Here is a 24531-nt window from a genome sequence, read left to right as displayed (position 1 = left end):
TGTAATTCAGGGCACGAACATGTCCCACGGCCCCTTGCCCTGCGGCAGCCGGGGCCGCGCGGTGAGCGAAGCCAGCGGCTCGCCGGCCTCGTAGCGTGCGGCCAGCGCGTTGGGGTCGAACACCACGCCCATGAAGTTCTCGGCATAGGCGCCGCCGGCGAAGAAGGCGTCGACCTCCGCGGCCGTCTCGAACACGTCGTGCTGCAGCTCCAGCCGGTGGCCGTCTGGGTCGCGGTAGTACATCGAGATCGTCGGCCCGTGGTTGATGCACCAGTAGGGCCGGATGCCGCGCGCCGCCAGCCGCCGGTGGTTGGCCAGCAGCTCGCCGAGCGAACCGTAGGTGAAGGCGATGTGCTCCAGCCCCGTGCTCGCGTCGGCCTCGTGCTTCAGCCCGGGCGGCGCGACCAGGCCGATGCGGTGGTGCTCGTCGTCGTAGCTCAGGAAGCACAGCATGTCGTTCTCGAAGGCCACGCGTGCCTGCAGCACTTCGATGTACCAGCCGCGCGAGCGGGCGAGATCGCCCACGCGCAGCACGACGTGCGCGAGCTTGACCGGGCGCAGTGCGGTGTGCGCGAAGTCGGGCAGGGGGCGGCGTGCGGGCAGGGCGGGTTCGTCGTTCATGGCTGTCTCCTTTTCTTCTTCGAAGGGCGGTGCGCTCAGGTGGCGCCGGGCTCGGCCACCACGCGGTTCTCGATGTGGCCGATGCCCTCGATCTCCACCCGCACCACGTCGCCCGGCATCAGGTAGCGCGGCGGGTCCATCAGGCCGCCGACGCCGGCGGGGCTGCCGGTGCTCAGCACGTCGCCGGGCTCCAGCGTGAAGGCGGTGCTCAGTTCCACCAGCATCGCCTCGATGCGGTGGATCATCTGCGCCGTGTTGCCGTCCTGCCGCAGCTCGCCGTTGACCCAGGTGCGCAGCCGCAGCGCATGCGGATCGGCGATCTCGTCGCGCGTCACCAGCCAGGGCCCGAAGGGGCCGTGCGTGTCGAAGGACTTGCCCAGCGTGTGCGTCGGCGCGCGCATCTGCCAGTCGCGCACGCTCATGTCGTTGACCACCACGTAGCCGGCCACCATCGCCATCGCGTCCTCCGCGCGGACGTGGCGGCAGCGCCGGCCGATCACCAGGCCCAGCTCGCCCTCGTAGTCGAACTGGTCGGACACGCGGGGCTTGTGCACCGCATCGAAAGGGCCGGCCACGCACGACACCTGCTTGTTGAACCACACCTGCCCCGGCGGCCGCACCAGGCCGAGCTTCGCGGCTTCCTCGAGGTGCGAGGCGTAGTTGCCACCGAGCCCGAGGAACTTGCGCGGCGCGGGAATCGGCGCCGCCAGCCGCACGTCCGACAAGGCCAGGCGCGGCGCATCGGCCAGCACCGCCTGCAGCCAGGCCATGCCCTCGTCACCACGCGCGATCAGTTCGAGCAGCCCCGCTGGCGCGCCGGGCTGCCCGCTCAGGTCCGCGACTGCATCGTCGCTTCGGACCACGCCGAAGCGAAGCCTGTCGCGATGGTGGAAGCTGGCAAGTTTCATGGCGTGCGTGCGGGTGTGAAGTTGGCGGTTGACCGGCGGAGAGCGATCGATGATGCTGATGGAACGAACACCGAGCAATCGGCCTGAAAAGAACGGATCGTTCCGCCAGAAGAACGAGAAAGACCCGACGAGACAACATGGAAGACTTCAACGACCTCGCCCTCTTCGCCCACGTGGTGGAGCAGCAGGGCTTCAGCGCCGCGAGCCGGCACCTCGGCATCCCGAAGTCGCGCCTGAGCCGGCGCGTCTCGCAGCTGGAGGAGCGCATCGGCGTGCGCCTGCTGCAGCGCAGTTCGCGGCGGCTGCTGCTCACCAGCGTGGGCCGGCAGTTCTACGAGCGCTGCCAGGCGACAGTGGCGGCGGGCGAAGAGGCCTTCGACGTGGCGCGCCAGGCCACCGCGCAGCCGCAGGGCCTGTTGCGCGTGAGCTGCCCGTTCACGCTCGCGCAGTTCTGGCTCACGCCGCTGATCCCGTCTTTCATGCGCGCCTATCCGGGTGTGCGGCTGCAGCTGGAGGTGAGCAACCGCCGCGTTGATCCGCTGCAGGAGAACATCGACGTGGTGCTGCGCGTGCGCCGCCCGCCCTTCGAGGATTCGAGCCTGGTCGCGCGCCCGCTGGGCAGCACAGTCGACGTGCTGCTTGCGAGCCCCGCGCTGGTGGAGCGGCTGGGCATGCCGCGCTCGCTCGGCGACCTGGCCGCATGGCCGGTGCTGTCGCTGCCCGCGGACAACGAGCGCTACCGCTGGGCTCTGGAGCGCGGCAGCGAGTCGCACGATTTCGCCTTCACGCCGCACGTCGTGACCGACGACATGTTCGCGCTGAGGCACCTGGCCGAGCAGGGCATGGGGCTCGCGCTGCTGCCCGAGATCATGTGCCGCGACGCCCTTGCCGACGGCCGCCTGGTGCGCCTGTGCGGCGAATGGGCCTGCGCGGCCAGCGAGATCCAGGCAGCCTTCGCATCGCGCCGCGGCATGCTGCCGGCGGTGCGCGCCTTCATCGACCACCTGCTGCAAAACCCGCCGGGTGCTGCGGATGCGAAGGCCGGCGTATCCTGACCGCCCTTCCTGCATCCACCCCCCGCGCAACAACAGAAAGAAAGCCGACCCACGCCATGACCCGCACCATCGACCAGAAACGCGCCGACTTCCGTGCCCTCCATGAACAAGGCTGCTTCGTCATTCCGAACCCCTGGGACACGGGCAGCGCGCGCTTTCTCGAAGGCCTGGGTTTCAAGGCGCTGGCCACCACCAGTTCGGGCTTCGCCTGGTCGCAGGGACGCGCCGACGGCGCGATGTCGCGCGAGCACATCCTCGCGCACCTGCGCGAGCTCGTCGAAGCCACCGACCTGCCGGTGAACGCCGACTTCGAGAACGGCTTCGCCGCCGATGCGGAGGGCGTGGCCGAGAGCGTGAGCCTCGCCATCGAGATGGGCGTGGCGGGCCTGTCCATCGAGGATTCGACGGGCAACGCCGCCGATCCGCTCTTTCCGCTCGACGTGGCGGTGGAGCGCCTGCGTGCCGCGCGCAAGGCCATCGACGCATCGGGCGCCGACGTGCTGCTGGTCGGCCGCGCCGAGAACTTCTTCGCCGGCCGCCCCGACCTCGACGATGCCATCGCACGGCTCAAGGCCTACGCGAACGCAGGGGCCGACTGCCTCTACGCGCCGGGCATCAAGACGCGCGAGCAGATCGCCGCCGTGGTGGCCGCCGCCGGAGGCAAGCCGGTCAACCTGCTGGTGGGCGCGCCGAGCGAACTCACGATGAAGGACATCGCCGGGCTCGGCGTGCGCCGCGTCAGCGTGGGCGGCGGGCTGGCGCGGGCGGCCTGGGGCGGCTTCATCCGCGCCGCGCGCACGCTGGCCGAGGGCCGCTTCGACGGTTTCGCCGACGCCGCGGCGGGCGCAGAGCTCAATGCCTTCTTCAAGCCCTTTGCCGATTGAGATCTTTCGCGCCGATGCCCTGGACGCGCTGCTCGCCGAGGTGCGTGCCTGCCGCGCGTGCGCGCTGCACCTGCCGCTGGGCCCGCGGCCCGTGGTGCAGGCCGGCGCGGGCGCCAGGCTGCTGATCGTCGGGCAGGCGCCCAGCCTCACGGTGCACCAGACGGGCGTGCCGTGGAACGACCGCAGCGGCGACCAGCTGCGCCGCTGGCTCGGCATCGGGCGCGAGGTGTTCTACGACGCCTCGCGCGTGGCGATCGTGCCGATGGGCTACTGCTATCCCGGCCGCGGCAGGAGCGGCGACCTGCCGCCACGCAGGGAATGCGCGCAGCTGTGGCACGAGAAGCTGTTCGCGCAGATGAAGCAGGTCGAGCTGACGCTGCTCATCGGCCAGTACGCGCAGCGCCACTTCCTCGGCAGGAAGGCGCACGCGGGCGTCACCGAGACCGTGCAGGCCTTCGCCGACTACGCGCCGCGCTTCGTCCCGCTGCCGCATCCGTCGCCGCGCAATACGGGCTGGCTCAAGCACCATCCGTGGTTCGAGAGCGACGTGCTGCCCGTGCTGCGCGAGCGGGTGCGGCACGCGCTCGGGACCTGAGCGAAGGCGGAGCTCAGGGCGCCGTGGCCACCGAGGCGCCTGCCGCAGCAGCGAAGGGCCGCGCCGCATACACCACGCGCCCGCCCACCACCGTCATCAGCGACGTGGTCTTGCCGATGCGTTCCAGCGGCACGCTGAAGAAGTCCTGGTCGAGCACGGCGAAGTCGGCGAGCTTGCCCACTTCGAGCGTGCCGCGCCTGCCTTCGTCGAAGCTGAACCACGCGCTGCCCTGCGTGTACAGGCGCAGCGCCTGCTCGCGCGTGGGCGTCTCGTCGGCGCCGCGCATGGCCTTGCCGCTCACCGTCTTGCCGTCGAGCATCCACTGCAGCGCGACGAAGGGGTTGTACGAGGCCACGCGGTGCGCGTCGGTGCCGGCGCCGATGTTCACGCCTGCGCGCAGCGCGGTGCCGATGGGCGGCATGCGCCGCGCCGCCTCGCCGCGCACGGCCAGCGCGCGGTCGCCCTGGAAGTACATCGCGTCCTGCATGGTCCAGCCGATGCCCAGCGCCTTCATGCGCGCGAGCGTCTCGGGCGAGGCGTCGTCGAGGTGGGCGATGGACCAGCGCAGGTCCCTGATCGGCACCTCGGCGTTCAGCTTCTCGTACAGCCCCAGCAGATGGTCGACCGAGCCGTTCTCCTGCCAGTGGATGGTGACGCCCATCTTCTTCATGGCGGCCCACTTCACGAGCTCGTAGAACTTCGCCTTCGCGGCCTCGTCGGGGAAGTTGTTGTTGTACATCGCGAGCGTCACGCGTTCGCCCAGGCCGTTGAACTTGAGCATGTCGTCGCCGAAGCCCATCGGCAGCATCTGCGTGAGGTCGCGGAACTCCTGCAGCTCCGCGCCGGGCTTCTGCGCGAACACGCTGTAGGCCACGCGCAGCGTCAGCGCCTTCTCGCGCCACAGCTGGAAGAGCGCGGCGTACTGCGAAGGCGCGATGCTGAAGCCGCCCGGGTCCACCAGGCCGGTGATGCCCAGGCGGTTGAGCTCGGTGAAGAAGGCGCGCGTACCGGCGACGTTGTCGTCGTAGGTGGGCTTGGGCAGCTTGTCGAAGAGCGCGGAGATGCCGACGATGTCGCCGCTCATCCACCCCGGCGCGCCGTCGGGCGTCGGCTTCATGCCGGCGGGCAGCGTGCCGGGCGCGACGCCCAGCGCCTCCAGCGCCTTGGGCGTCATCACCACCGCTTCGTAGAAGAGCTGCACGTACACCGGGTTGTTCGGCGCCGCTTCCTGCAGCTCGGCCAGCGTGGGGCGGCGGCGCTCGGCGAACTGCTGCTCGGTCCAGCCGCCGGCCACGATCAGCCAGCCGCCGGGGCGCGCATTGGCGGCCGCGGTGCGGATGCGCGCCATCGCTTCGGCGATGGTGCCGGCGCCGATCCAGTTCACCTCGGTGGAGTAGCTCAGCGCCGCGCGCACCGCATGCATGTGCGAGTCGATCAGGCCCGGAACGACCGTGCGGCCGCCCGCATCGACGGTGCGCGTCGCGGGGCTCGTGAAGGCGCCCATCTGCGCGGCGCTGCCGACGGCCACGATGCGGCCGTCGCGCACCGCGATCGCCTGCGCCATGGTGCCGGCGGTATCGAGCGTGGCGATCTTCGCGTTCGTGACGACGAGGTCGGCCGGTTGCGCCTGCGCGGCGACGGGCAGCAGCAGGCTGGCGGCGATGGCCGCCGCCGACAGGAGTGTGCGTGGTGCCATGTCAGTCGACCTTGATGCTGGCGGCCTTCACGACCTGTTGTGCCTTCGCCGTCTCATCGACGATGAACTTGTTGAACTGCGCCGAAGGCATCGTGAACGGTTCGGCGCCCAGCTTCTCCAGGCGCTCCTTCAGCTCGGGCGACGTCATGATCTTCGCGACCTCGGCCTGCAGGCGGTCGACCACCGGCTGAGGCGTCTTCGCCGGCGCGAACAGGCCGACCCAGAACAGGTACTCCGAGCCCGGCACACCGGCTTCCACCGTGGTGGGCGCACTGGGCAGCGCCGACGAGCGCTTGCCGGTGCCCACGGCCAGCGCCTGCAGCCTGCCGGTCTGGATCAGCGGCAGAGCCGACACCATGGGCGCGAAGAACCAGTCGACGCGCCCGGCCATCACCTCGGTCATGGCCTCGGGCGTGCCGCGGAAGGGCACGTGCTGCGCATCGACGCCGGCCGCGAGGCGGAACACCTCGGCGTTCATGTGCGTGGCCGAGCCGTTGCCGGCGGAGCCGTAGTTGAAGCCGCCGGGCTTGGCCTTCGCCTTGGCGACGAGGTCCTTCACGTCGGCGAAGTGCGAGGGCGCGGTCACCAGCACGTTCGGCAGGCTGGCCATCGGCGTGATGCCTGTGAAGTCCTTGATGGTGTCGTACGACAGGCCCTTGTAGATCCACGGGTTCACGAGGTGGCCGGCGGAGTGCACCAGCAGCGTGTAGCCGTCGGCCGGCGCCTTGGCCACGATGGCTGCGCCCAGCGTGCCGCCAGCACCGGGCTTGTTGTCCACGATCACGCTGGTGCCCAGCGCGGGCCCTAGCTTCTCGGCCACCAGGCGCGCGACGATGTCGGTGCCGCTGCCGGCGGTGAAGGGCACGACCAGCCTCACCGCCTGCGTGCCGGGCCACGGCCCCTGCGCGTGGGCGCCGGTGAGCGCGCAGGCCGCGAGGGCCGCCGCCGCGGCAAGCGTCTGCCGCCGGCTCCAGTTGAAAGTCTTCTTCATGCGTCTTGTCTCCGTTGATCTATTTGGTTGAGCGATGAATGACCGGGAAAGAGAGGGAAGGGGCGCTATGCCGGCGGCGCGTTCGGCATCACGAGCGCCACCAGCACGGGGCGGTTGCCGCGGTTCTCCAGCTGGCGTTTCTCGCCGGGCGCGAAGCGGCAGCTGTCGTAGGGGCCCAGCACTTCTTCCTGGCGGGTGCCGTCGATCTCGCCGACCATGTGCAGCTGTCCTTCGAGCACGAGGTAGAGCTTTTCCATCGGCGAGCCGTCCAGGCCGGTGCGGCCGCCGGGCAGGATCTGGCTCATGCCCATCCACATCTGCGTGGACGGGCCGGCTTCCTTGCCCTGCAGGCGCAGGCAGCGCATGTCGAAATGGTTGGGCGCCTCGTAGTGCGGCGCCTCGGCGAAGCGGGTGACGTGCATGGGTGTGCTCCGGAAAGTGTTCGGGGCCTTCAGGGCCGCAGCACGACGCGGTCGGTGCTGCCCGAGAGCACCAGCCGGTAGGCCTCGTGCGCCTCGTCGAGCGTGAAGTGGCGCGCCACCGGGAAGGGCTTGAGCGTGCCGCGCTCGAAGCCCTCGCGCATCGCGTCGAGCTGGGCGGTGCTGGCGACGCAGTCCATCGCCAGCGAGTCGATGCCCACGTAGGTGTGCATGCCGCGGTAGAACGCGAAGATGTCGAAGGGCACCGCGCGGTCGTGCGTGGCGATGAAGATCTGCGTCGCGCCCTTGGCCATCGCCTTGTTGGCCGCCTCGAAGTAGGCGCTGCCCACGGTGTTGTAGACGATGTTCGCGCCGCGTCCGTCGGTGAGTTCGCGCACCCGCGCGCCCACGTCGGCATGGTGGCGCGCGTCGATCGTGTCCACCGGGCCGCTCGCGAAGCCCTCGAACGGCCCGGCGCGGCGCTGCACCGCGATCACGCGCGCGCCGGCCTGCGAGGCGAGCTGCACCGCAGCCTGCCCGACCTTGCCGTTGGCGCCCAGCACCAGCACCGTCTGGCCGGCCTGCGGCATGCCGCTGCGGCGGAAGCCTTCGTAGGCGGTGACGAAGGGCACGCCCACCGCGCCGGCCTCGTCCATCGAGATGCCGCGCGGCTTGGCGCGCAGCGCCTGCTCGGGCAGCACCAGGTAGCGCGCATGGGAGCCGTCGCGCGTGATGCCGACGTCGCCGCCGGAGCCATAGACCTCGCGGCCGATCCACTCAGAAGGCCCGCTCACCACGGTGCCCGCGAAGTCGCGGCCCGGGGTGCGCGGCCACACGGCCTGCGGCATGAGGCCCAACGTGGCCTTCACGTCGCTGGGGTTCACCGCCGCGGCGGCGATGCGCACCACGGCATGGCCGGGCGGCGGCACCGGCTCGGCCTGCGGTGCCGCTTCGAGCCGCAATGCGTCGAGGTCGGCGGCTTTCCCGTTCACGCGCAGTGCGCGCGGGCTGTGGGCGGTGTGCATGGCTGCTGCGCTCATCGTTCAGCTCCTCGCATCGGGCAGGCCCAGCATCGCGCGGGCCTCGCGCGGGTTGGCGACTTCACCGCCCAGGCTCACGAGGATGTCGCGCGCCTTCGCCACCAGCTGCGCGTTGCTCTCGGCGAGCACGCCCTTCTCCAGGTAGATGTTGTCTTCCATCCCCACGCGCACGTGGCCGCCCAGCAGCCAGGCCTGCGCGACCATCGGGAACTCCATGCGGCCGATGCCGAAGGCGCTCCAGAAGGCGCCGCGCGGCAGCATGTTGCGTGCGTAGAGCAGCGTCTCGGGCGTGGGCGCGAAGCCGTACTTCACGCCGAGCACGAAGGTCCACATGGCGGGCCCCTCGAGCGTGCCGTCGGCGATGAGGTCGAGCGCGAGGTTGATGTCGCCCGAGTCGAAGATCTCCAGCTCGGGCTTCACGCCCGCCTCGCGCATCACCTTGGCCATGCGCCGCACGTTGCGCGGCGTGTTGATGACCACGTCGGGCCCGGAGTTCATGGTGTTCAGGTCGAGCGAGCACACGTCGGGCCTGATGAGCGCGATGTGCTCCACGCGCTTCTCGGGCGGCAGCAGCGTGGTACCGGGCGCGGCGACCTTCGGGTCGTCCTCGCTGGGAATGAAGCGCCCGCCGGGGCCGGTCGTGAGATTGACGATCAGCTCGCGGTTGCCGCGGCGGATGCGGTCCACCACCTCGCGGTACAGCTCGACTTCCATCGACGGCTTGCCGGTCTCCGGGTTGCGCACGTGGATGTGCACCTGGCTCGCGCCGGCCTCGGCGGCGGCCAGGCATTCGTCGGCGATCTGCACCGGCGTGATCGGCAGGTGCGGCGTCTGCTCCGGCTTCACGAGGTTGCCCGTGACGGCGCAGGTGATGAGTGTCTTGGTGGTGCTCACAGGTGGCGCCCTCCGTCGACCACGATGCGCGTGCCGGTCACGAAGCGCATGGTGGTGGCCAGCGCCTCGACCGTGGCGGCCACGTCCTCGGGCTGGCCGATGCGGCCCAGCGGCGTGGTGCTTGCCATCTTGCTGGCGAACTCCGCGCCGCGCCCCGGCACGAAGCCCGATTCCACCGCGCCCGGCGAGACCGACACCACGCGCACGACGGGTGCCAGCGCCTTGGCCAGCGCATCGCCCACCACGTCGAGCCCGGCCTTGGCCGCCACGTAGGCGAGGTTGCTGCCCACGCCCGTGAAGCCCGCGATCGACGAGATGTTGGCCACGAGGCCGTCGCCGCTCGCCTTCAGCAGCGGCGCGAAGGCGCGGATGGTGGCGAACACGCCGCGGAAGTTGGAGCGCACGATGTCGTCGATGAGCTCGTCGGTCAGCGCGTCGAGGTCGGCGGCCGGCACCGGCTTCGTGTGGCCCGCGCTGTTGACGAGGATGTCGCAGCGTCCGAGCGTGGCCTTCACCTCGGCCGCGGCGGCGACGAGGCTCGGCGTGTCGACGATGTCGGCGCGGATCGCCGCGTGGCGCTGGCCATTGGCGGAGGGCAGGGCGGCCGCGCGGGCCGCGGCATCGTCGCCCTTGCGGTGCAGCAGCACGCAGGTGGCGCCCAGCGCGGCAAGGCGCCTGGCGGTGGCATAGCCGATGGCGCCGAGGCCGCCGGTGATGACGGCAACCTTGCCGTCGAGTCTGGAGACTGGGTCGAAGCTCATGGATTTGGGAAGAGTGGGTTGATGGGGGCGATGCCGTTTCGCGGAACACCGCGGAACCGGCTTTGCCGGGCCGCCGGTGTTGCCCCCTCGAAGGGGGTTGGCGAAGCGACACGAAGTGCGCGGAGCCTGGGGGTGGTCAAGGTATCGGTGGACGGGGGAACTTCATCTCGCCGGGTTCGAGCTCGAAGTCGTGATGCAGCGAGGCGCTCTTTCCGTCGGGTGCGAGCGCGAAGCGGCCGATCAGCCGGCGCGTCACGCCGAAGGTCGGGTCGCTCTCGAGGTTCTCGTCGTCGTCGGCGAACACCTGCGTGATCAGCACCTTGTGGCCCGGCTTGCTCACCATGAAGTGCAGGTGCGCGGGCCGGTTGGGGTGGCGCTTCTGCGCGCGCAGCAGCACGCCGCAGGGGCCGTCGGTCGGCACCGGGTAGCCGGCCGGGCGCACGCTGCGGAAGTGGAAGCGGCCCTCGGCATCGGTAGCAAAGCGCCCGCGCAGGTTCATGTTCTCCTGCGACGGGTCCTGGTTCTCGTAAAGGCCGACGGGCGAGGCTTGCCACACATCGACCGTGGCGTCTTCCACCGGCCGGCCCTCGCGGTCGCGCACCGTGCCCGTCACCTCCAGCGGGGTGCCCGGCGTGCCCGAGCGGGCGATGTTCTCGCCCTGGACGCAGGCCGGCGCGTTCGCGCGCCAGAAGGGGCCGAGCAGCGCGGCCGGCGACTCGCCCTGCGGGTCCTGGTTGTTCTGCAGCGCGACCACGGTCGACACGCCCAGGATGTCCGCTGCCAGCACCACCTCGTTCTTGGTCTCGCCGGTGGCCTGGCCGATGGCGACGATGAATTCGAGCGCCTGCTCGAACTCCTCTTCCGTCAGCTTCACTTCCTGCACCAGCGCGTGCAGGTGGCGGGTGACCGCTTCCATCACGGTGCGCAGCCTGGGGTCGGGCGTGTGTCTCATGGCGTCGAGCACATGGCCCAGCACCGAGCGGGGGGAGGTGGCGATGTTCATGGCAAGTCTTTGCAATCGTTTGCACGATATTAGTCCAAATCGCCAAAAAGTAAAATGGAGGTGATCCGGGGTCTTCAAATGGCAGAAAGCCGACCTGAGCCGATGCCCCCTGCGACAATCGTTTGCACTAATGGCCGCCAACCCATCCGCCTCGTCTTCGCCCGTCACCATCCGCGACGTCGCCCGCGCCGCCGGCGTGCACGTGTCCACCGTCTCGCGCGCGCTGAGCCCCGAGAAGCGCTCGCTGATCAGCGAGGAGGTGCTGCGCGTGGTCGAGGAGGCGGCGCAGCGCCTGGGCTATCGGCCCAACCGCGCGGCCTCGGCGCTGCGCACGGGGCGCACCCACACCATCGGCGTGCTGGTGCCCGACATCACCAACGCGGTGTTCCCGCCGATCCTGCAGGGCATCGAGGCCAGCGCCGCCGCGCGCGGCTACTTCGTGTTCGTCACCAACGTGGTCGACCACTCACTCGCGCGGCCGGTGCTGGAGCGCATGCTGGCGCAGCGCGTCGACGGCGTGGTCATGGCCACCGCCACGCGCGACGATCCGCTGGTCGACTTCGTCACCAGGGCCGGCATGACGGCCGTGCTGGTCAACCGCGCCGACGAGACCGGCCGCCTGCCGGCGGTCGTCAGCGACGACCGGCTCGCGATGAAGCTCGCGGTCGACCACCTCGTGGGCCTGGGCCACAAGCGCATCGCGCACCTCGCGGGCCCGCAGACCATTCCCACCGGCGTGGGCCGGCGCCTGGGCGTGGAGCAGGCGCTGCGTGACCACCGCATGAAGCCTTTCCGCGTGGTGGAGTGCGCGAGCTACAGCCGCGAGGCCGGCGCCGAGGCGATGAAGCAGATGCTCGCGGCCGGCGCCGCGCCCCAGGCCGTGGTGTGCTGCAACGACTTGGTCGCGCTGGGCGCCTACGACGCGCTGCGCGAGGCAGGCCTGCGCGTGCCGCAGGACATCTCGGTCACCGGCCACAACGACATGCCGCTGGTCGACATGGTCGCCCCGCCGCTCACCACCATCCGCCTGCCGCACCGCGAGCTGGGCTGGCGCGCGGCCGAGATGCTGTTCGAGGAGATCGACGGCCATTCGATGTCGGCATCGACCGTGGTGCTGCGCCCCGAGCTGGTGGTGCGCCAGTCGACCGCCGCGCCGGCAGGCACGCGCTGAGCCCCCGCTGCCGCTACCACCACCAGCGAGCGATGTCGTCGCTCAGGCCCATGTAGAGCAGCAGCAGCGTGACCAGCACGACGATGCACTTGGTGCGCAGCGACATCTTCGGCTTCGGCGCGAAGACTGCGGCGCCGCCGAGAAAGTGCACGCCGCAGTGCGGGCATTGCCGCACCTTGCCGTAGATGAGCTCCCCGCACCGTGCGCAGGGCACCTCGTCGGGACCGGGCTCCGGCGGCGGCGGGTCGGCGTCGCGCCGCCCGTCCCGCAGGCGCTGCTGCTGCAGCCGCGCGCGGCGTTCGCGGTGCGCGGCGAGGTCGATGGGGTCGTTGGGCTTGTCGGACATGCTCGGATGAGAACGACGTATCCGGCTAGCGTGCCACAGCCGCGCGCTGCGTGGGTTTCCTGCGGGCGGCGGGACGGCGCGGCGGCTTTGCTTCCAGCACCAGCTCGGCCGGCAGCTGGTCGTTCCACGACTCGGTGAAGTAGGCGCGGTCGCTGGGCACCAGCTGCGGCAGCGCCTCGCGCAGCAGCGCCAGCGATTGCTCGGCGGCCTTCAGCTCGCCCGCATGCGCCGCGTACCAGGCGTGCTCGAACAGCAGGCTGCAGTGCTGCAGGCCCGGGTAGCGTCGGCGCCCGGCCTGGTGGTCGGCCAGCCGCGCCTGCGCCACCTGCACCCAGCGCGCGGGCCAGTGGGTGGAATCGAAGGCATCGGCCAGCGGGCCGGCGAGCTTCGAGATGGCGGTCGGGTCCAGCGGCTTCTGCGCGCGGAACTGCGCGAGCGTGGGCTGCCGCTCCGGCCGGCAGTGGCCGCGCGCGATACGCATCAGGTAGATCGCGTTCCATGCCGAGCGGCCCTGGCCGTCGGTGTGGCCGCAGAGCCATTCGCTGAAGGCGATCCACTGCACCGCGCGGCGGGTGGTGTCGGTGTTGCCGTCGTGCGCCAGTGCGGGAAGGTCGGCGAGGCCCACGCGGTCGAAGAGCCACGCGGCCATGCCCATGTTGGCCGCCACGTGCTGCGCCGCGTCGAAGGAGTGCGACTCGAACGCCGCCGCCAGCGCCTCGCCGAAGCGCTGCAGCGACTCCTCCGCCAGCGCGGCGGCGGCGGGCTTGTCGTCGGCCGCGAGCGCCAGCGCACGCGAGCGGCAGGCCAGCGCCCACAGGTTGCACCACTCGAATCGCACGTCGGGGTGGTGGCGCAGAACCAGGGCGCGCACCGCGTCCTCGGCCATGCCGCTCAACAGCGACTGCGCCAGCGGCAGGTCGCGCGCGGTGTAGGCGCACCACGCGGAGACGATGCACTCCATCGCACCCAGGTAGTCGTTGCCCGCCACGTGGTGCGCGAGCCGCTGCTTCTTGAGCGCCTGCAGCCGGCGCCGCGCCTGCTCGTTGTCGCCGAGGCGGCGCCACAGCATCGCCTCGTTGAGCGTGACCAGCGCGCGCTGGAAGTCGGTGGCGGCGAGTGTGCCGGCCAGGCGGATCGATTCGAGCGCGCTGCCGCCCGCGTTCTCGCCGGCCTTCTCGCCCGCCACGGGTGCCATCAGCCGCCCCTGCCGCGCCGCCTGCTGCGAGGCGACGAGCTGCTTCCAGAAGGCGGCGTCCTGCAGGTGCACCGCGTCGGGCGGCGGCGAACCGGCGGCCTGCCGATGGCTGCGGGAGCGCAGTCCGAGGAACGAGGCGATCTCGGCAGCGGTGGCCCCGCGGCCTTCCACCAGCACGCGCACGCGCTTCGCCTCCGCGGCAGGCAGCCAGAAGGGGCCCTGGCTGCGCCGCTCGGCGTTCAGGAAGCGGGGCTCGCGCTGCGTGTCCTCGCCCCAGCCGGCATCGATGCCCCAGGCCTTGAAGTCGCGGAATGCACGGCTCACCACCATACGCAGGGTGCTGGCGTCGGACACCTCGCCGCGCAGGTCGGCCAGCCGAACCACGCCGGCTCCGGCCTCGTGGGCATGCTGCATGCGCACCAGCAGCCACAGCGACTGGAAGGCCGCGCGGCGGCCGTTCACCGACTGCGGCGAGGTGAGTTCGATGAAGACCTGGTTGGCGTGTGGAGCTGACTTGGGCACGCCCCCGATTTGAACCTCAAAACAGGGGCGCCACGGAAGAAGATGCCGTGCGGCGCGTGGCCTCAGTACCTGTGCTCGTCCAGCAGCCGCGGCACCTCGCTGCGCCCGATGCCCAGGTCGCGAAGCTCGTGCTCGCTCATGCCGGCGAGCTGCCGCGAATCGAGGCGCGCGCGGCGGCGATTCACCACGCGGCGGCGCCAGCCGCGCAGGGCATGGATCAGGCGTTGGTGAAAGGACGTTGGCTTCGGCGCGGTCACGATGGGCTCCTTGGTTGGTGGGCCCATCTTCCCGCCGGGCATGCTATTGTGGAAGTTGAGAATCCTGAGACTCTCAATCAGTTTTCCTGATAGCAGTCATTTCCCGATGCGACAGCTCAACCTCGACCAACTGCGCACCCTCATCGCGATCGTCGACCTCGGTACCTTCTCGGCCGCCGCCAAGGCGCTGCACCTCGCACAGCCCACGGTGAGCCTGCACATCAGCGAGCTCGAAGCGCGCCTGGGCGCACCGCTGGTGCTGCGGGGCAACCGGCGCATCACGCCGACGGCGGCGGGCGCCGCGCTGGTGGAGCGCGGGCGCAAGCTGCTGCGCGACACCGACGACGCGGTGGAGGCGGTCAAGCGGCAGGCCGAGGGGCGGGTGGGCCGCGTGCGGCTGGGCACTTCCACCGGCGTGCTGGTCGACCTGCTGCCGCAGGTGCTGGAGGCGCTGGGCGCGGAGCACTCGGGCATCGACGTGGAGGTGAGCATCCGCGGCTCCTTCGAGGCCATGGAGCGGCTGGCCGCGGGCACGCTCGACATCGGCCTGGTCGCCATTCCGCAGCCGCCGCTGCGCGGCATCGTCGTCACGCCCTGGTGCGAGCAGCCGATGATGGCCTTCGTGCCGCGCCGCTGGAAGGCGCCGAAGCGCGTGACGCCCGCGTGGCTCGCGGCGCAGCCACTGATCTTCAACGAGGCGACCACGCACATGTACCGCCTCACGATGGAGTGGTTCGCCGCCGCCGGCTTCGCGCCGCGTGCGCGCATCGAGCTCAACTACGACGCCGCCATGCGCAGCCTGGTGTCAGCCGGCTACGGCGCGGCGCTGCTGCCGCTGCAGCAGTCGACCGACCTCGTGCCCGGCAACGACCGCATGCAGATCCTGCCCGTGAGCCCCAAGCTCACGCGCCGCGTGGGCATCGCGCACCGCCAGCATGCGCTGCTCGACGGTGCCACGCTGAGCGTGCTCGAGGTGCTCAAGAGCTTCAGCCAGGCCTGACTGGCGGCCTGCCGCGGGTCAGGCGCCGTCGGGCTTGCGCATGCCCAGCGAGAGGATCTCGTTGGCGTTGACGATGGCCGTGGCGATCTCTTCCGTGGTCGTGCGCTTGCTCATGGCCTGGTCGCGGATCAGGTCGTAGGCCTGGCCTTCCGACACGTCGTGCGTCTTCATCAGGATCGCCTTGGCCTCGGCGATGCGGCGCTGGCCCAGCAGCTTGGCCTCGACCTTGCGCAGCCGCTTGGCCAGCGAGCGCGCCTCCTTGTGCGCCTCGCGCGCCACCACCAGGGCCGAGAACAGCCCGAACGAGCGCACCGGCGACGGCAACACCGCCTTGGCGCCGATCTCCAGCACGGCCTCGATGATCGTCGGGTTCTCGTAGGTCACCACCGCGATGATGGCCGGCGCGTCCTCGCTCTTCGTCCACTCGAAGCGCATGTTGATGAAGTCGGGCTGTACCGCCATGAAGGCCACGTCGATGCCCTCGGGCAGTACCTGCACCGGCGGCCAGAAGGCCTGCACCTGGCAGCCGATGCGCTGCAGCTGCTGCGTCAGCTGGCGGCCGTCGCTGTCGTCGGGGTGGATCACCGCGATCTTCAGCAGCCGCAGCTCCTTCAGCTGCGGGGGCGTGACGCGCAGGGTGTGCCGTTTGGGGGCTGTGCCGTCCACTTTCAGGCCTTCTCTTGTTTGGGGTGCCTTTGTCCGGGGTGCGTGCACAGGCCACCGGGTACTCCCCTCCGCGAATGTCCCCCGTCGGCGTGATCGTGCCCCGAACAGCTGCGCATGAGAACAGAAGCGCGAGAGCCCATGCTAGACCTCCAGGGTGTCGAGCTTGGCCGTCCAGTCGCCCAGCGAGTGGGTGACGAGATAGGGGTCGGGGTACACCGCCCGCGTGGCCTGCCGCACGATGGTGAACTGGCCGTGCGCGTCGACCCGGCCGATGCGCGGGTACAGGCAGGTGTGGTGGTTGGTCGGGTCGATCTTCACCAGACCCTGCGGCGCGTCGAACTCGCTGCCCAGGATGTGCGGAAGGATCTCCGCAATGCCATCGCTGCCCGCCTGCCGGTAGGCGTTGGCGAAGATGTGCATCTGGAAGTAGGACGCCTCCCAGCACAGGTTGGGCACGCAGCCGTCGCCGAAGCGCGCGCGCAGCATCGCCAGGCAGCGCCGGTTGGCGGCCGAGTCGATCGACTGGAAATACGGCGCCGCCGTGAAGTGCCCGGTCGCCACGCCGTGGCCCATCTGGGATATCTCGGCCTCCGAGGTCGTGAGGCTGGCGATGGGCATGGTCTTCGGGTCGAAGCCAGCCTCGGCGTAGGCGCGGTACAGGCTCGCGGTGGAGTCGCCCACCACGGTCGAGAAGATGAAGTCGGGCCGCTTGTCGCGGATGTCGTCCATGATGGCCCGGTAGTCGCGTTCGTTCGCGTCCAGCGCCACGTAGCGCTCGCCCAGCTTCTCGCTGCCGGGGCGCTGCATCACCAGCTCGCCCATGATGCGGTTCGACTCGTAGGGGTAGATGTAGTCGGAGCCGATCAGGTACACCCGCGCGCCGAAGTTCGTGGTCATGAACTCGGCCAGCTGCACGCTGTTCTGGTTGGGCGCGGCGCCGGTGTAGATCACGTTGCCCGAGTACTCGAAGCCCTCGTAGAGCGTCGGGTAGAAGAGCAGCTTGTTCCACTTCTCGATGACCGGGATCACGGCCTTGCGGCTGCTCGACATGTAGCAGCCGAAGATCACGTTGACCCGGTCCTGCACGATCAGCTTCTCGGCGAGCTGTGCGTAGCGCGCGGGGTTGGATTGCGGGTCGTAGCGCACGGCGACGATCTCGCGGCCGTCCACGCCGCCGGCCGCGTTGATCTCCTCGATGCCGAGCAGCGCGCCCTGCAGCTGCGAGAGTCCGATGGTCGATGTGACGCCGGTTTCCGAGTAGAGGATGCCGACGCGTATGGGGTCCTTGTCAGCCACGCTGAAGTCTCCTGGGGTGTCGAATCATCATAGTCTTCGAGCGGCGTGTCGGTCGGCGCATCAGCGGGCGGCGGCGAGCCGTGCACTCATGCGTGCGAGCCGGGCGGGCAGGCTGCGCGCGTCGTCGGCGATGCAATAGTCGCGCCAGCCGAAGATGCGCCGCACGTAGGCGTCGGCCGCGCCGTCCACGGCGATGCAGGCGGCGCGCACGCCGGCCTCGCGGGCCTCGGCGACGGCCTGTCGGGCATCCTCGATCAGGTAGCGCGGATCGTGCACGTCAATGTCGGCGGGCGCGCCGTCGGTCACCAGCAGTACCGCGCGCTGGCCCGGCGGCTCGGCGCGCATCAGCGAGGTGGCGTGGCGCAGCGCGGCGCCCATGCGGGTCGAGTAGCGCCCGCGCAGCGCGCCGATCATGGTGCGCGCGGGCTCGTCCAGCGGCAAGCCTGGCTCGAGCAGGCGGTAGTAGTACACCTCGGCGCGCGTGTTCGACGAGAAGCCGTGGATCGCAAGCCGGTCGATGCCGCGCGCGTTCGACGCGGCCAGCATCAGCGCGGCCTGTTTCTCGATGTCGAGCAGCGAAGCCGCATGCGGCCCCGGGTCGTTGGCGGAGGCCGACAGGTCCAGCAGCACCAGAACGCTCGACGGGCGCGGGCCCTTGCCCGGCCGCATGAACAGGCGCGCATCGGGCCGCAGCCTCAGGCGGCGGTCGACCAGCACCTCGATGGCGGCGTTCAGGTCGATGTCGTCGCCTTCCCATTGCCGGCGCAGGCGGTGCGTGCGGTCGAGGTGGCGCGCGCGGGGCAGGGCGAGCGGCGCAACACGCTCGTTGCCGGGCGCGGCCTGCTCACGCGCGGGCAGCAGGCCCTGCCATGCCGGCAGCTTCTCGATCACCGTGCACCAGTCGGGGCGCAGGCGTTCGAGCTTGCGGTCCCATTCGGGGTACGTGTAGCGGCCGAGCTCGATGTCGCCCGCGGCATCCGGCGGCAGGGCGCCGCCTTCGTCCTGCGCATCGGGAGGCGGCGGTGCCGGCCGGGCGCCCGACTGCTGGAGCGCGATGGCTTCGTCGGGCGCGGTCTGCGTCTCGGCGAAATCCCACAGGTAGCTGTTGTCGTCGCGCCAGGGCGCGGGCACGACGTAGTCCTGGGGCTCGAAGCGCACGCGCATCTGGCCCAGGTCGTTGGCGAGGATCGAGGCGATGGCGCGGAAGGCGTCGTAGTCCTCCAGGCCGACGCGGGCGGCGGTCTCCTCGAAGAGGCGGCGCGCCTTGTTCACCCAGTGGTTGTCGTCCTGCGAGGCGGGCAGCAGCAGCAGCCGGTCCATGCGCGAGACGAGCGCGGCGAAGCCCAGGTCGAGCGCATCGGGCACCGGCGGCAGCGACGCGGCGAACCAGCCGTGAAGGCCGGGGAAGTCGCGGCACAGCAGGCGTTCGACGCGCGCGTCCTCGATGGCCGAGACGATGGCGATGCCCATGGGCCTGAGCGCGTGTGCCGGACGCGCGGGCTGCGAGTGGCGCAGGTGCGCGACCGCATGGACGACCATGGCGCGGCGCAGGCCCGGCGCGCTGGCGCTTGCCGGCAGCAGCAGCCTGCGGCCTGCGAGCACGGGGCGCGCGCCGGGCAGGGTCTGCACCTCCACGTCGATGCCGGCCAGGCCGCGCGCCAGCAGCGCCAGCGCACCCAGGCCGCCGTGCCCTTCGTTCATCCGAACTGCGCCTCGACGAAGCCCTGCAGCGCGCTCGCCATGTCGGGGTCGTCGGTCAGTGCGCGCGTCATCGTCATCTCGCAGCTCTCGCGCGGCGTCACGCCGTCGCGGATCAGCACGCCCGCGTAGATCAGCATGCGCGTCGAGACACCCTCGTCCAGTCCGCGATGCTTCAGCTCGCGCGAGCAGCGCGCGATGGCCACCAGCCTGGCCGCGAGATCGAGGCTGACCCCGGCCTCGTGCGCGACGATCTCCGCCTCGAGCGTGCTTTCGGGGTAGTCGAACTCCAGCGCCGCGAAGCGCTGGCGCGTCGAGGGCTTCATGTCCTTCGCGCTGCTCTGGTAGCCCGGGTTGTACGACACCACCAGCTGGAAGTCGGGATGCGCGTGCACCAGCTCGCCCTTCTTGTCGAGCGGGAGGATGCGGCGCGCGTCGGTCAGCGGATGGATCACCACGGTCGTGTCCTGCCGCGCCTCCACCACCTCGTCGAGGTAGCAGATGCCGCCGTGCCGCACCGCCAGCGTCAGCGGCCCGTCGTGCCAGGCGGTGCCGTTGGCGTCGAGCAGGTAGCGCCCCACGAGGTCGGACGCGGTCATGTCCTCGTTGCAGGCGAGCGTCACCAGCGGCCTGCCGAGGGACCACGCCATGTGCTCGACGAAGCGCGTCTTTCCGCAGCCGGTCGGGCCCTTGAGGATCAGCGGCATGCGGTGGCGATAGGCCTGCCGGTACAGCGCCACCTCGTTGCCCGCAGGCCGATAGAAGGGCTCGGATTCGATGCGGTAGGCCGCGAGCGGATCGTGCACGGGTGCGTTCATGGCGTGGCGAGCAGTTCCTTCAGCGCGTCGTCGATGAAGCGGGTGTCGGCGGGGCTGCTGCCGCCGCCCGCGAAGTGGCCCCACACGCCCGGGATCGGACGGCACTCGGCTTTCGGCATGTGCGACACCTCCCACTCGTTGTCGGCCACCGGAAAGTACAGGTCGCGCTCGGCCGGCATCACGATGGCGCGCGCCTTGATCGCGCCGAGCGCTTTCTTGAAGTCGCCCTTGAACACCGGGTTGTCGCTGATGTCGCCGTGCTGCCACGACCACAGCATCGCCAGCAGGTTGTTCGCGTCCTTCTTCAGGAAGAAGCCTTCCCAGTAGCCGACCAGGAAGTCCTCGAGCGAACTGAAGCCCAGCTCGCGCCACAGCTGCTGCATGTAGAAGGGCTGCGACAGGCCCCAGCCGGCGTACACGCGGCCCACCGCGCGCAGGCCCTTCGACGGCGGCGTGGTGTACCAGCCGCCGTTCCACGCGGCATCGGCCGTGAGCGCCGCCTTCACGCCCTCGAGGAACACGATGTTGTGCGGCGCCGTCTTCGCCGAGCCGCAGAAGGGCGCGATGCGCCGGACCATGTCGGGATACAGGCAGCCCCACTGGTTGGTCTGCTGGGCGCCCATCGACCAGCCCACCACCAGGGCGATGTGTTCGATGCCGAACTTCTCGGTCACCAGCCGGTGCTGCAGTGTCACGTTGTCGTAGAGCGTGACGTTCGGAAAACGCGAGAGGTTGTAGGGCTCCGGCGTGTTGCTCGGCGAGGACGACAGCCCGTTGCCCAGCATGTTGGGCACGATGATGAAGTACTTCGTCGGGTCCAGCGCCATGCCCGGGCCGATGAGCCACTCGTTGTCGTAGTGCTGCCCCGAATACCAGGTGGGGTAGACGATGACGTTGCTCTTGTCGGCATTGAGCGTGCCGTAGGTCTTGTAGGCGAGCTTCGCGCCGCGCAGGGTGGCGCCCCGCTGCAGCACGACGTCGCCGAGTTCGAAGATCTCGTAGTCCATGGGGCGGCGGCTCAGCGGTGCTTTGCCGGCTCGTTCGGAATGCCCTCGATCGGACATTCGGGCGTGCCGACCGTGCTTCGCGTGAACGACTCCACCATCTCGCGCGTGCCCTCGGGGTCGTTGATCCACTTCGTGTAGAAGTTGTACGGGCAGGCCGCCACACCCTTGTCGCCGTCGCCCGAGTTGATGGTGCCGGTGTAGCCGCGGTGCACCAGCTTGAAAAGGTGGTTCTGCGACTGGCCGTTCTTGCGCGCGTCGCGGATCAGGCCCATGGAGAGTTCGGCGTAGTTGATGCCCATCTCCTCCTCGCCGCATTCGCCCAGCGTGCGGCCGTCGAAGCCGATGAGCGCCGAGTGGCCGAAGTACGAGTAGACGCCGTCGAAGCCCGCCGCGTTGGCCACCGCCACGTAGGTGTTGTTCATGAATGCCATGGCCTTCGACACCATGATCTGCTGCTCCTTGGCGGGGTACATGTAGCCCTGGCAGCGGATGATGAGCTCGGCGCCGCGCATCGCGCAGTCGCGCCAGATCTCGGGGTAGTTGCCGTCGTCGCAGATGATCAGGCTGATCTTCATGCCCTTGGGGCCTTCGCTCACGTAGGTGCAGTCGCCCGGATACCAGCCCTCGATGGGCACCCACGGCATGATCTTGCGGTACTTCTGGACGATCTCGCCCTTGTTGTTCATGAGGATCAGCGTGTTGTAGGGCGCCTTGTTCGGGTGCTCCTCGTGGCGCTCGCCGGTCAGCGAGAACACGCCCCACACGTTGGCGCGGCGGCAGGCGTCGGCGAAGATGGCCGTCTCCTCGCCGGGCACGGTGGCGGCCGTGTCGTACATCTCCTTGGCGTCGTACATGATCCCGTGCGTGGAGTACTCGGGGAACACCACCAGGTCCATGCCCGGCAGGCCCTTCTTCATGCCGACCAGCATCTCGCCGATCTTGCGCGCGTTGTCCAGCACCTCGGCCTTGGTGTGCAGGCGGGGCATCTTGTAGTTGACGACCGCGACGCCCACGCAATCGTTGCTGCTCGAAATATCACCGTGTCTCATGGGACTGCTCCTGAAAGGTAGTTGAAGGGAATGGGAGTGATGGGGCCGTGAAGGTGCGCAGCAGGTTCATTCGTACCTTCAGACGGTCAGGAACGACCGGACCTTGTCCTGGTCGAGCGTCGCGCGCGCTTCGTCGTGCACGAGGCGCCCGCGGTCGATGACGAGAAAGCGGTCGGCCAGGTCGAGCGCGAAGCTCAGCACCTGCTCCGACACCACGATGGCGAAGCCGCGCTCCGCGCGCAGCACGTTCAGCGTCTGCGCGATCTCTTTGATGATCGAAGGCTGGATGCCCTCGGTCGGCTCGTCGAGGATCAGCAGCTTCGGCTCGGAGATCAGTGCGCGGGCGATCGCCAGCATCTGCTGCTGGCCGCCCGAGAGGTTGCCGGCCTTGCGCTGCCTCATGTCCCTGAGCACCGGGAAGAACCGGTAGAGGTAGTCGGGCACCGTGCGGTGGCCCGAGTTCGCGGCGCCCGAGAGGATGTTCTGCTCCACCGTGAGGAAGGGGAACACCATGCGCCCCTGCGGAACGAAGGCCAGGCCCTGCGCCACGCGCCGGTAGCTGGGCAGCGCGGTGATGTCGGCGCCGCCCAGGCGGATGTGCCCGCCGCGCGCGGGCAGCAGGCCGATGAGCGACTTCAGCAGGGTGGTCTTGCCCATGCCGTTGCGGCCCATGACGGCGACCGCTTCGCCGGGCGCCACATGCAGCGACACGTCGCGGATCACCTGCGACTCGCCGTAGGCCACGTTCAGTCCGGAAACTTCGAGCATTCGCTTTCCTCCCGTGTTCAGTGGCCGAGGTAGACGTCGATCACGCGCGGGTCCGCCTGCACCTCGGCGGCCGTTCCCTCGCTCAGGAGACGACCCTGGTGCAGCACCGTCACGCGGTGCGCGATGCGCTTGACGAAGTCCATGTCGTGCTCGATCACCACCAGCGACTTGCCTGACGCGATGCGTCGCAGCAGGTCGCCGGTCTGCTCGCGCTCGCGCGGACTCATGCCGGCCACGGGCTCGTCGAGCAGAAGCAGCTCGGGCTCCTGCATCAGCAGCATCCCGATCTCCAGCCATTGCTTCTGGCCGTGGCTGAGCTGGCCCGCGCGGCGCTCGAGCTGGTCGAGCAGGAACACCTCGGCCGCCATCGCGTCGATGCGCTCGCGCAGCGCCGCCGTGCGGCGGAAGGTCAGCGACTGAAGCAGGCCGTGCATGCGCGGCAGCGAGATCTCGAAGTTCTCCAGCACCGTGAGGTCTTCGTAGACCGAGGGCGTCTGGAACTTGCGGCCCACGCCGACGCGCACGATCTCGTGCTCGTTCATGCGGGCGAGGTCGGCGCCGTTGAACAGCACGCGGCCGGAGCTGGGCCTGGTCTTGCCGCACACCATGTCGAGCAGCGTGGTCTTGCCCGCGCCATTCGGGCCGATGATCACGCGCAGCTCGTTGCGCTCGACCGAGAGGCTCAGGCCGTCCACCGCCTTGAAGCCGTCGAAGGACACGGTGAGGTCTTCCACGCGCAGGATCTGCTCGCGGGAAGGCGGCGCCGCCGAAGCGGCCTGCGGCAGGCTGCCGCTGGGCATCGTCATCGCCGCGTTCATGGCGCAGCCTCCGCAGCGCGCCCGCGCAGCAGTTTCCCGCCCAGGCCGGCAAGGCCGTCGGGCATGGCCCAGACCACGAGGATGAACACGGCACCCAGGAAGTACAGCCAGCCCTCGGGAAAGGTTTCCGACAGGTACGACTTGAGAAAGCCGATCAGCAGCGCGCCGATCACCGCGCCCGGAATCGACAGCCGTCCGCCGACCGCCGCGTAGATCACCATCTCCACCGATGCCACGACGCCGATCACGCCCGGCGCGATCAGCCCGACCTGCAGGCTGTAGAAGGCCCCGCCGATGGACGACAGCACCGCGGCCACCGCGAACACGAAGGCTTTCATGTGCGCGGTGTTGTAGCCGCTGAAGCGCACGCGGTCCTCGCGGTCGCGGATGGCGATGAGGATCTTGCCGAAGCGGCTGCGCACGATGACGAGCGACAGCGCCATCACGAGCGCGATGGCCAGCACCTCGGCGAAGTAGATCGTGCGCTTCGCGTCGTCGCTCGCGATGTCAAGGCCCAGCAGCGTGCGGAAGTCGGTGATGCCGTTGGCGCCGCCGGTGTCGCCCTGCTGGCCGATGACCACCACGGTGAGCGTGAGCGCCAGCGACAGCGTGACGATCGCGAAGTACACGCCGCTCACGCGCCGCTTGAAGATCGCGTACGAGAACACGTACGCCAGCACCGCCGGAACCACGAGGATGCCGGCCACCGTCCAGCCCAGCGAGTGGAAGGGCTGCCACCACGTGGGCAGCTGCTCCACGCTGCTCCACACCATGAAGTCCGGCAGCTCGGGCGCGGAGGCTTCGAGCTTGAGGAACATGGCCATCATGTAGCCCCCCAGGCCGAAGAACATGCCCTGGCCCAGGCTCAGCACGCCGCCGTAGCCCCAGGTCAGCACCACGCCGATCGCGACGAATGCGAAGGCCAGGTACTTGCCCACGAGGTTCAGGCGGAAGGCGTCGAGCGCGAGCGGCAGCACGAGGGCCAGGAGCACCAGCACGGCGGCCGTCGAGCCGATGTCGCGCCTGCGTCGAGAAGAGAGCTTCGACAGCATG

26 protein-coding genes are annotated in these 24531 nt (G+C 70.0%); 5 read left to right on the top strand and 21 right to left on the bottom strand.

Going from position 1 to position 24531, the window contains the following annotated elements; all coding sequences use genetic code 11:
• Positions 1–6 precede the first annotated feature (6 nt).
• Together FHY06_RS18070 and FHY06_RS18065 are read right to left on the bottom strand one after the other, a co-directional pair.
• Positions 7–621: a VOC family protein gene (locus tag FHY06_RS18070; RefSeq protein ID WP_184605953.1), complete on the bottom strand. Its 615-nt coding sequence runs from the start codon at positions 619–621 to the stop codon at positions 7–9.
• A gap of 35 nt (positions 622–656) precedes the next feature.
• Positions 657–1529, bottom strand: a complete 873-nt coding sequence (locus FHY06_RS18065) for a fumarylacetoacetate hydrolase family protein (protein WP_184605952.1) — start codon at positions 1527–1529, stop codon at positions 657–659.
• A gap of 137 nt (positions 1530–1666) precedes the next feature.
• Between FHY06_RS18065 and FHY06_RS18060 the strand changes: the two genes are divergently transcribed.
• From FHY06_RS18060 to FHY06_RS18050, 3 genes are read left to right on the top strand one after another with little or no spacing between them, the layout of a single operon-like run.
• A complete protein-coding gene (locus FHY06_RS18060; protein ID WP_184605951.1) occupies positions 1667–2584 on the top strand; it encodes a LysR substrate-binding domain-containing protein in 918 nt (305 codons plus the stop codon).
• 56 nt (positions 2585–2640) lie between these two features.
• Complete coding sequence (locus FHY06_RS18055) at positions 2641–3468, top strand: isocitrate lyase/PEP mutase family protein (RefSeq protein WP_184605950.1); 828 nt, start codon at positions 2641–2643, stop codon at positions 3466–3468.
• On the top strand, positions 3440–4063 hold the full coding sequence (locus FHY06_RS18050; protein ID WP_051127556.1) for a uracil-DNA glycosylase family protein: 624 nt from the start codon (positions 3440–3442) through the stop codon (positions 4061–4063). The genes FHY06_RS18055 and FHY06_RS18050 overlap by 29 nt, the downstream gene beginning before the upstream one ends.
• Positions 4064–4076: 13 nt before the next feature.
• Here the strand turns inward: FHY06_RS18050 and FHY06_RS18045 are convergent, their stop codons facing one another.
• From FHY06_RS18045 to FHY06_RS18015, 7 genes are all read right to left on the bottom strand, one after another.
• Positions 4077–5759 carry an amidohydrolase gene (locus tag FHY06_RS18045; RefSeq protein WP_184605949.1) on the bottom strand — a complete coding sequence of 561 codons (1683 nt, stop codon included), beginning with the start codon at positions 5757–5759 and terminating at the stop codon, positions 4077–4079.
• Position 5760: 1 nt separating this feature from the next.
• Entirely contained in the window at positions 5761–6750 is a 990-nt protein-coding gene (locus FHY06_RS18040; protein ID WP_019653510.1) for a tripartite tricarboxylate transporter substrate binding protein, read from the bottom strand.
• Between the two features lie 65 nt (positions 6751–6815).
• Positions 6816–7172 (bottom strand): cupin domain-containing protein, encoded by a 357-nt coding sequence (locus FHY06_RS18035; protein WP_019653509.1) that lies wholly within the window; start codon positions 7170–7172, stop codon positions 6816–6818.
• Between the two features lie 29 nt (positions 7173–7201).
• Entirely contained in the window at positions 7202–8209 is a 1008-nt protein-coding gene (locus FHY06_RS18030; RefSeq protein WP_260310505.1) for a quinone oxidoreductase family protein, read from the bottom strand.
• A gap of 3 nt (positions 8210–8212) precedes the next feature.
• Positions 8213–9103: a beta-keto acid cleavage family enzyme gene (locus FHY06_RS18025; RefSeq protein ID WP_184605948.1), complete on the bottom strand. Its 891-nt coding sequence runs from the start codon at positions 9101–9103 to the stop codon at positions 8213–8215.
• Positions 9100–9864 carry an SDR family NAD(P)-dependent oxidoreductase gene (locus FHY06_RS18020; RefSeq protein WP_184605947.1) on the bottom strand — a complete coding sequence of 255 codons (765 nt, stop codon included), beginning with the start codon at positions 9862–9864 and terminating at the stop codon, positions 9100–9102. The genes FHY06_RS18025 and FHY06_RS18020 overlap by 4 nt, the downstream gene beginning before the upstream one ends.
• A gap of 136 nt (positions 9865–10000) precedes the next feature.
• Entirely contained in the window at positions 10001–10867 is an 867-nt protein-coding gene (locus FHY06_RS18015; protein WP_184605946.1) for a dioxygenase family protein, read from the bottom strand.
• 130 nt (positions 10868–10997) lie between these two features.
• Here FHY06_RS18015 and FHY06_RS18010 point away from each other — a divergent pair, with 130 nt between their 5' ends.
• Positions 10998–12038 carry a LacI family DNA-binding transcriptional regulator gene (locus FHY06_RS18010; RefSeq protein WP_184605945.1) on the top strand — a complete coding sequence of 347 codons (1041 nt, stop codon included), beginning with the start codon at positions 10998–11000 and terminating at the stop codon, positions 12036–12038.
• Between the two features lie 13 nt (positions 12039–12051).
• Here the strand turns inward: FHY06_RS18010 and FHY06_RS18005 are convergent, their stop codons facing one another.
• The 3 genes from FHY06_RS18005 to FHY06_RS17995 all read right to left on the bottom strand — a co-directional run bounded on the left by FHY06_RS18005 (position 12052) and on the right by FHY06_RS17995 (position 14358).
• Positions 12052–12384 (bottom strand): hypothetical protein, encoded by a 333-nt coding sequence (locus FHY06_RS18005; RefSeq protein WP_126183494.1) that lies wholly within the window; start codon positions 12382–12384, stop codon positions 12052–12054.
• Positions 12385–12409: 25 nt separating this feature from the next.
• Positions 12410–14101: a hypothetical protein gene (locus FHY06_RS18000; protein WP_184605944.1), complete on the bottom strand. Its 1692-nt coding sequence runs from the start codon at positions 14099–14101 to the stop codon at positions 12410–12412.
• Positions 14102–14163: 62 nt separating this feature from the next.
• Positions 14164–14358: a YjiS-like domain-containing protein gene (locus FHY06_RS17995; RefSeq protein ID WP_026346273.1), complete on the bottom strand. Its 195-nt coding sequence runs from the start codon at positions 14356–14358 to the stop codon at positions 14164–14166.
• A 106-nt stretch (positions 14359–14464) separates the two neighbouring features.
• Between FHY06_RS17995 and FHY06_RS17990 the strand changes: the two genes are divergently transcribed.
• Entirely contained in the window at positions 14465–15358 is an 894-nt protein-coding gene (locus FHY06_RS17990) for a LysR family transcriptional regulator (RefSeq protein WP_019653500.1), read from the top strand.
• An 18-nt stretch (positions 15359–15376) separates the two neighbouring features.
• Here the strand turns inward: FHY06_RS17990 and FHY06_RS17985 are convergent, their stop codons facing one another.
• The 9 genes from FHY06_RS17985 to urtC form a co-directional block, all read right to left on the bottom strand.
• Positions 15377–16024, bottom strand: a complete 648-nt coding sequence (locus FHY06_RS17985; RefSeq protein ID WP_126183492.1) for an ANTAR domain-containing response regulator — start codon at positions 16022–16024, stop codon at positions 15377–15379.
• Between the two features lie 141 nt (positions 16025–16165).
• Entirely contained in the window at positions 16166–17320 is a 1155-nt protein-coding gene (locus FHY06_RS17980; RefSeq protein ID WP_184605943.1) for a transporter substrate-binding domain-containing protein, read from the bottom strand.
• A 60-nt stretch (positions 17321–17380) separates the two neighbouring features.
• The gene (locus FHY06_RS17975) at positions 17381–19021 is read right to left on the bottom strand and encodes a nitric oxide reductase activation protein NorD (RefSeq protein WP_221404305.1); all 1641 of its coding nucleotides are present in this window, start codon (positions 19019–19021) and stop codon (positions 17381–17383) included.
• Positions 19018–19836 carry a CbbQ/NirQ/NorQ/GpvN family protein gene (locus tag FHY06_RS17970; RefSeq protein ID WP_184605942.1) on the bottom strand — a complete coding sequence of 273 codons (819 nt, stop codon included), beginning with the start codon at positions 19834–19836 and terminating at the stop codon, positions 19018–19020. Before FHY06_RS17970 ends, FHY06_RS17975 begins: the two co-directional genes overlap by 4 nt.
• On the bottom strand, positions 19833–20843 hold the full coding sequence (locus FHY06_RS17965) for an alpha/beta fold hydrolase (RefSeq protein WP_184605941.1): 1011 nt from the start codon (positions 20841–20843) through the stop codon (positions 19833–19835). Before FHY06_RS17965 ends, FHY06_RS17970 begins: the two co-directional genes overlap by 4 nt.
• Positions 20844–20854: 11 nt before the next feature.
• Positions 20855–21892 (bottom strand): aliphatic amidase, encoded by a 1038-nt coding sequence (locus FHY06_RS17960; RefSeq protein WP_126183487.1) that lies wholly within the window; start codon positions 21890–21892, stop codon positions 20855–20857.
• A 78-nt stretch (positions 21893–21970) separates the two neighbouring features.
• Positions 21971–22660, bottom strand: a complete 690-nt coding sequence (urtE, locus tag FHY06_RS17955; RefSeq protein ID WP_184605940.1) for an urea ABC transporter ATP-binding subunit UrtE — start codon at positions 22658–22660, stop codon at positions 21971–21973.
• 17 nt (positions 22661–22677) lie between these two features.
• On the bottom strand, positions 22678–23460 hold the full coding sequence (gene urtD, locus FHY06_RS17950) for an urea ABC transporter ATP-binding protein UrtD (protein ID WP_260310543.1): 783 nt from the start codon (positions 23458–23460) through the stop codon (positions 22678–22680).
• A 14-nt stretch (positions 23461–23474) separates the two neighbouring features.
• Positions 23475–24530, bottom strand: coding sequence for an urea ABC transporter permease subunit UrtC (gene urtC / locus FHY06_RS17945; RefSeq protein WP_184605938.1), 1056 nt, complete (start codon positions 24528–24530; stop codon positions 23475–23477).
• Position 24531 lies beyond the last annotated feature (1 nt).

Source organism: Variovorax atrisoli, from assembly GCF_014195185.1.
Taxonomy (GTDB): Bacteria; Pseudomonadota; Gammaproteobacteria; order Burkholderiales; family Burkholderiaceae_C; genus Variovorax; species Variovorax atrisoli.
This window is presented reverse-complemented; position numbering and strand designations above follow the sequence as displayed.

What these genes read in the sequence shown, in the direction of transcription:
- urtD (WP_260310543.1), bottom strand. Translation starts at nt 23,460, where the DNA reads ATGCCCAGCGGCAGCCTGCCGCAGGCCGCTTCGGCGGCGCCGCCTTCC.
- FHY06_RS18020 (WP_184605947.1), bottom strand. Translation starts at nt 9,864, where the DNA reads ATGAGCTTCGACCCAGTCTCCAGACTCGACGGCAAGGTTGCCGTCATC.
- FHY06_RS18005 (WP_126183494.1), bottom strand. Translation starts at nt 12,384, where the DNA reads ATGTCCGACAAGCCCAACGACCCCATCGACCTCGCCGCGCACCGCGAA.
- FHY06_RS18045 (WP_184605949.1), bottom strand. Translation starts at nt 5,759, where the DNA reads ATGGCACCACGCACACTCCTGTCGGCGGCGGCCATCGCCGCCAGCCTG.
- FHY06_RS18065 (WP_184605952.1), bottom strand. Translation starts at nt 1,529, where the DNA reads ATGAAACTTGCCAGCTTCCACCATCGCGACAGGCTTCGCTTCGGCGTG.
- FHY06_RS17960 (WP_126183487.1), bottom strand. Translation starts at nt 21,892, where the DNA reads ATGAGACACGGTGATATTTCGAGCAGCAACGATTGCGTGGGCGTCGCG.
- FHY06_RS18050 (WP_051127556.1), top strand. Translation starts at nt 3,440, where the DNA reads ATGCCTTCTTCAAGCCCTTTGCCGATTGAGATCTTTCGCGCCGATGCC.
- FHY06_RS17970 (WP_184605942.1), bottom strand. Translation starts at nt 19,836, where the DNA reads ATGAACGCACCCGTGCACGATCCGCTCGCGGCCTACCGCATCGAATCC.
- FHY06_RS18060 (WP_184605951.1), top strand. Translation starts at nt 1,667, where the DNA reads ATGGAAGACTTCAACGACCTCGCCCTCTTCGCCCACGTGGTGGAGCAG.
- urtE (WP_184605940.1), bottom strand. Translation starts at nt 22,660, where the DNA reads ATGCTCGAAGTTTCCGGACTGAACGTGGCCTACGGCGAGTCGCAGGTG.
- FHY06_RS18055 (WP_184605950.1), top strand. Translation starts at nt 2,641, where the DNA reads ATGACCCGCACCATCGACCAGAAACGCGCCGACTTCCGTGCCCTCCAT.
- FHY06_RS17965 (WP_184605941.1), bottom strand. Translation starts at nt 20,843, where the DNA reads ATGGACTACGAGATCTTCGAACTCGGCGACGTCGTGCTGCAGCGGGGC.
- FHY06_RS18010 (WP_184605945.1), top strand. Translation starts at nt 10,998, where the DNA reads ATGGCCGCCAACCCATCCGCCTCGTCTTCGCCCGTCACCATCCGCGAC.
- FHY06_RS18015 (WP_184605946.1), bottom strand. Translation starts at nt 10,867, where the DNA reads ATGAACATCGCCACCTCCCCCCGCTCGGTGCTGGGCCATGTGCTCGAC.
- FHY06_RS18035 (WP_019653509.1), bottom strand. Translation starts at nt 7,172, where the DNA reads ATGCACGTCACCCGCTTCGCCGAGGCGCCGCACTACGAGGCGCCCAAC.
- FHY06_RS18040 (WP_019653510.1), bottom strand. Translation starts at nt 6,750, where the DNA reads ATGAAGAAGACTTTCAACTGGAGCCGGCGGCAGACGCTTGCCGCGGCG.
- FHY06_RS17990 (WP_019653500.1), top strand. Translation starts at nt 14,465, where the DNA reads ATGCGACAGCTCAACCTCGACCAACTGCGCACCCTCATCGCGATCGTC.
- FHY06_RS17975 (WP_221404305.1), bottom strand. Translation starts at nt 19,021, where the DNA reads ATGAACGAAGGGCACGGCGGCCTGGGTGCGCTGGCGCTGCTGGCGCGC.
- FHY06_RS18030 (WP_260310505.1), bottom strand. Translation starts at nt 8,209, where the DNA reads ATGAGCGCAGCAGCCATGCACACCGCCCACAGCCCGCGCGCACTGCGC.
- urtC (WP_184605938.1), bottom strand. Translation starts at nt 24,530, where the DNA reads ATGCTGTCGAAGCTCTCTTCTCGACGCAGGCGCGACATCGGCTCGACG.
- FHY06_RS18070 (WP_184605953.1), bottom strand. Translation starts at nt 621, where the DNA reads ATGAACGACGAACCCGCCCTGCCCGCACGCCGCCCCCTGCCCGACTTC.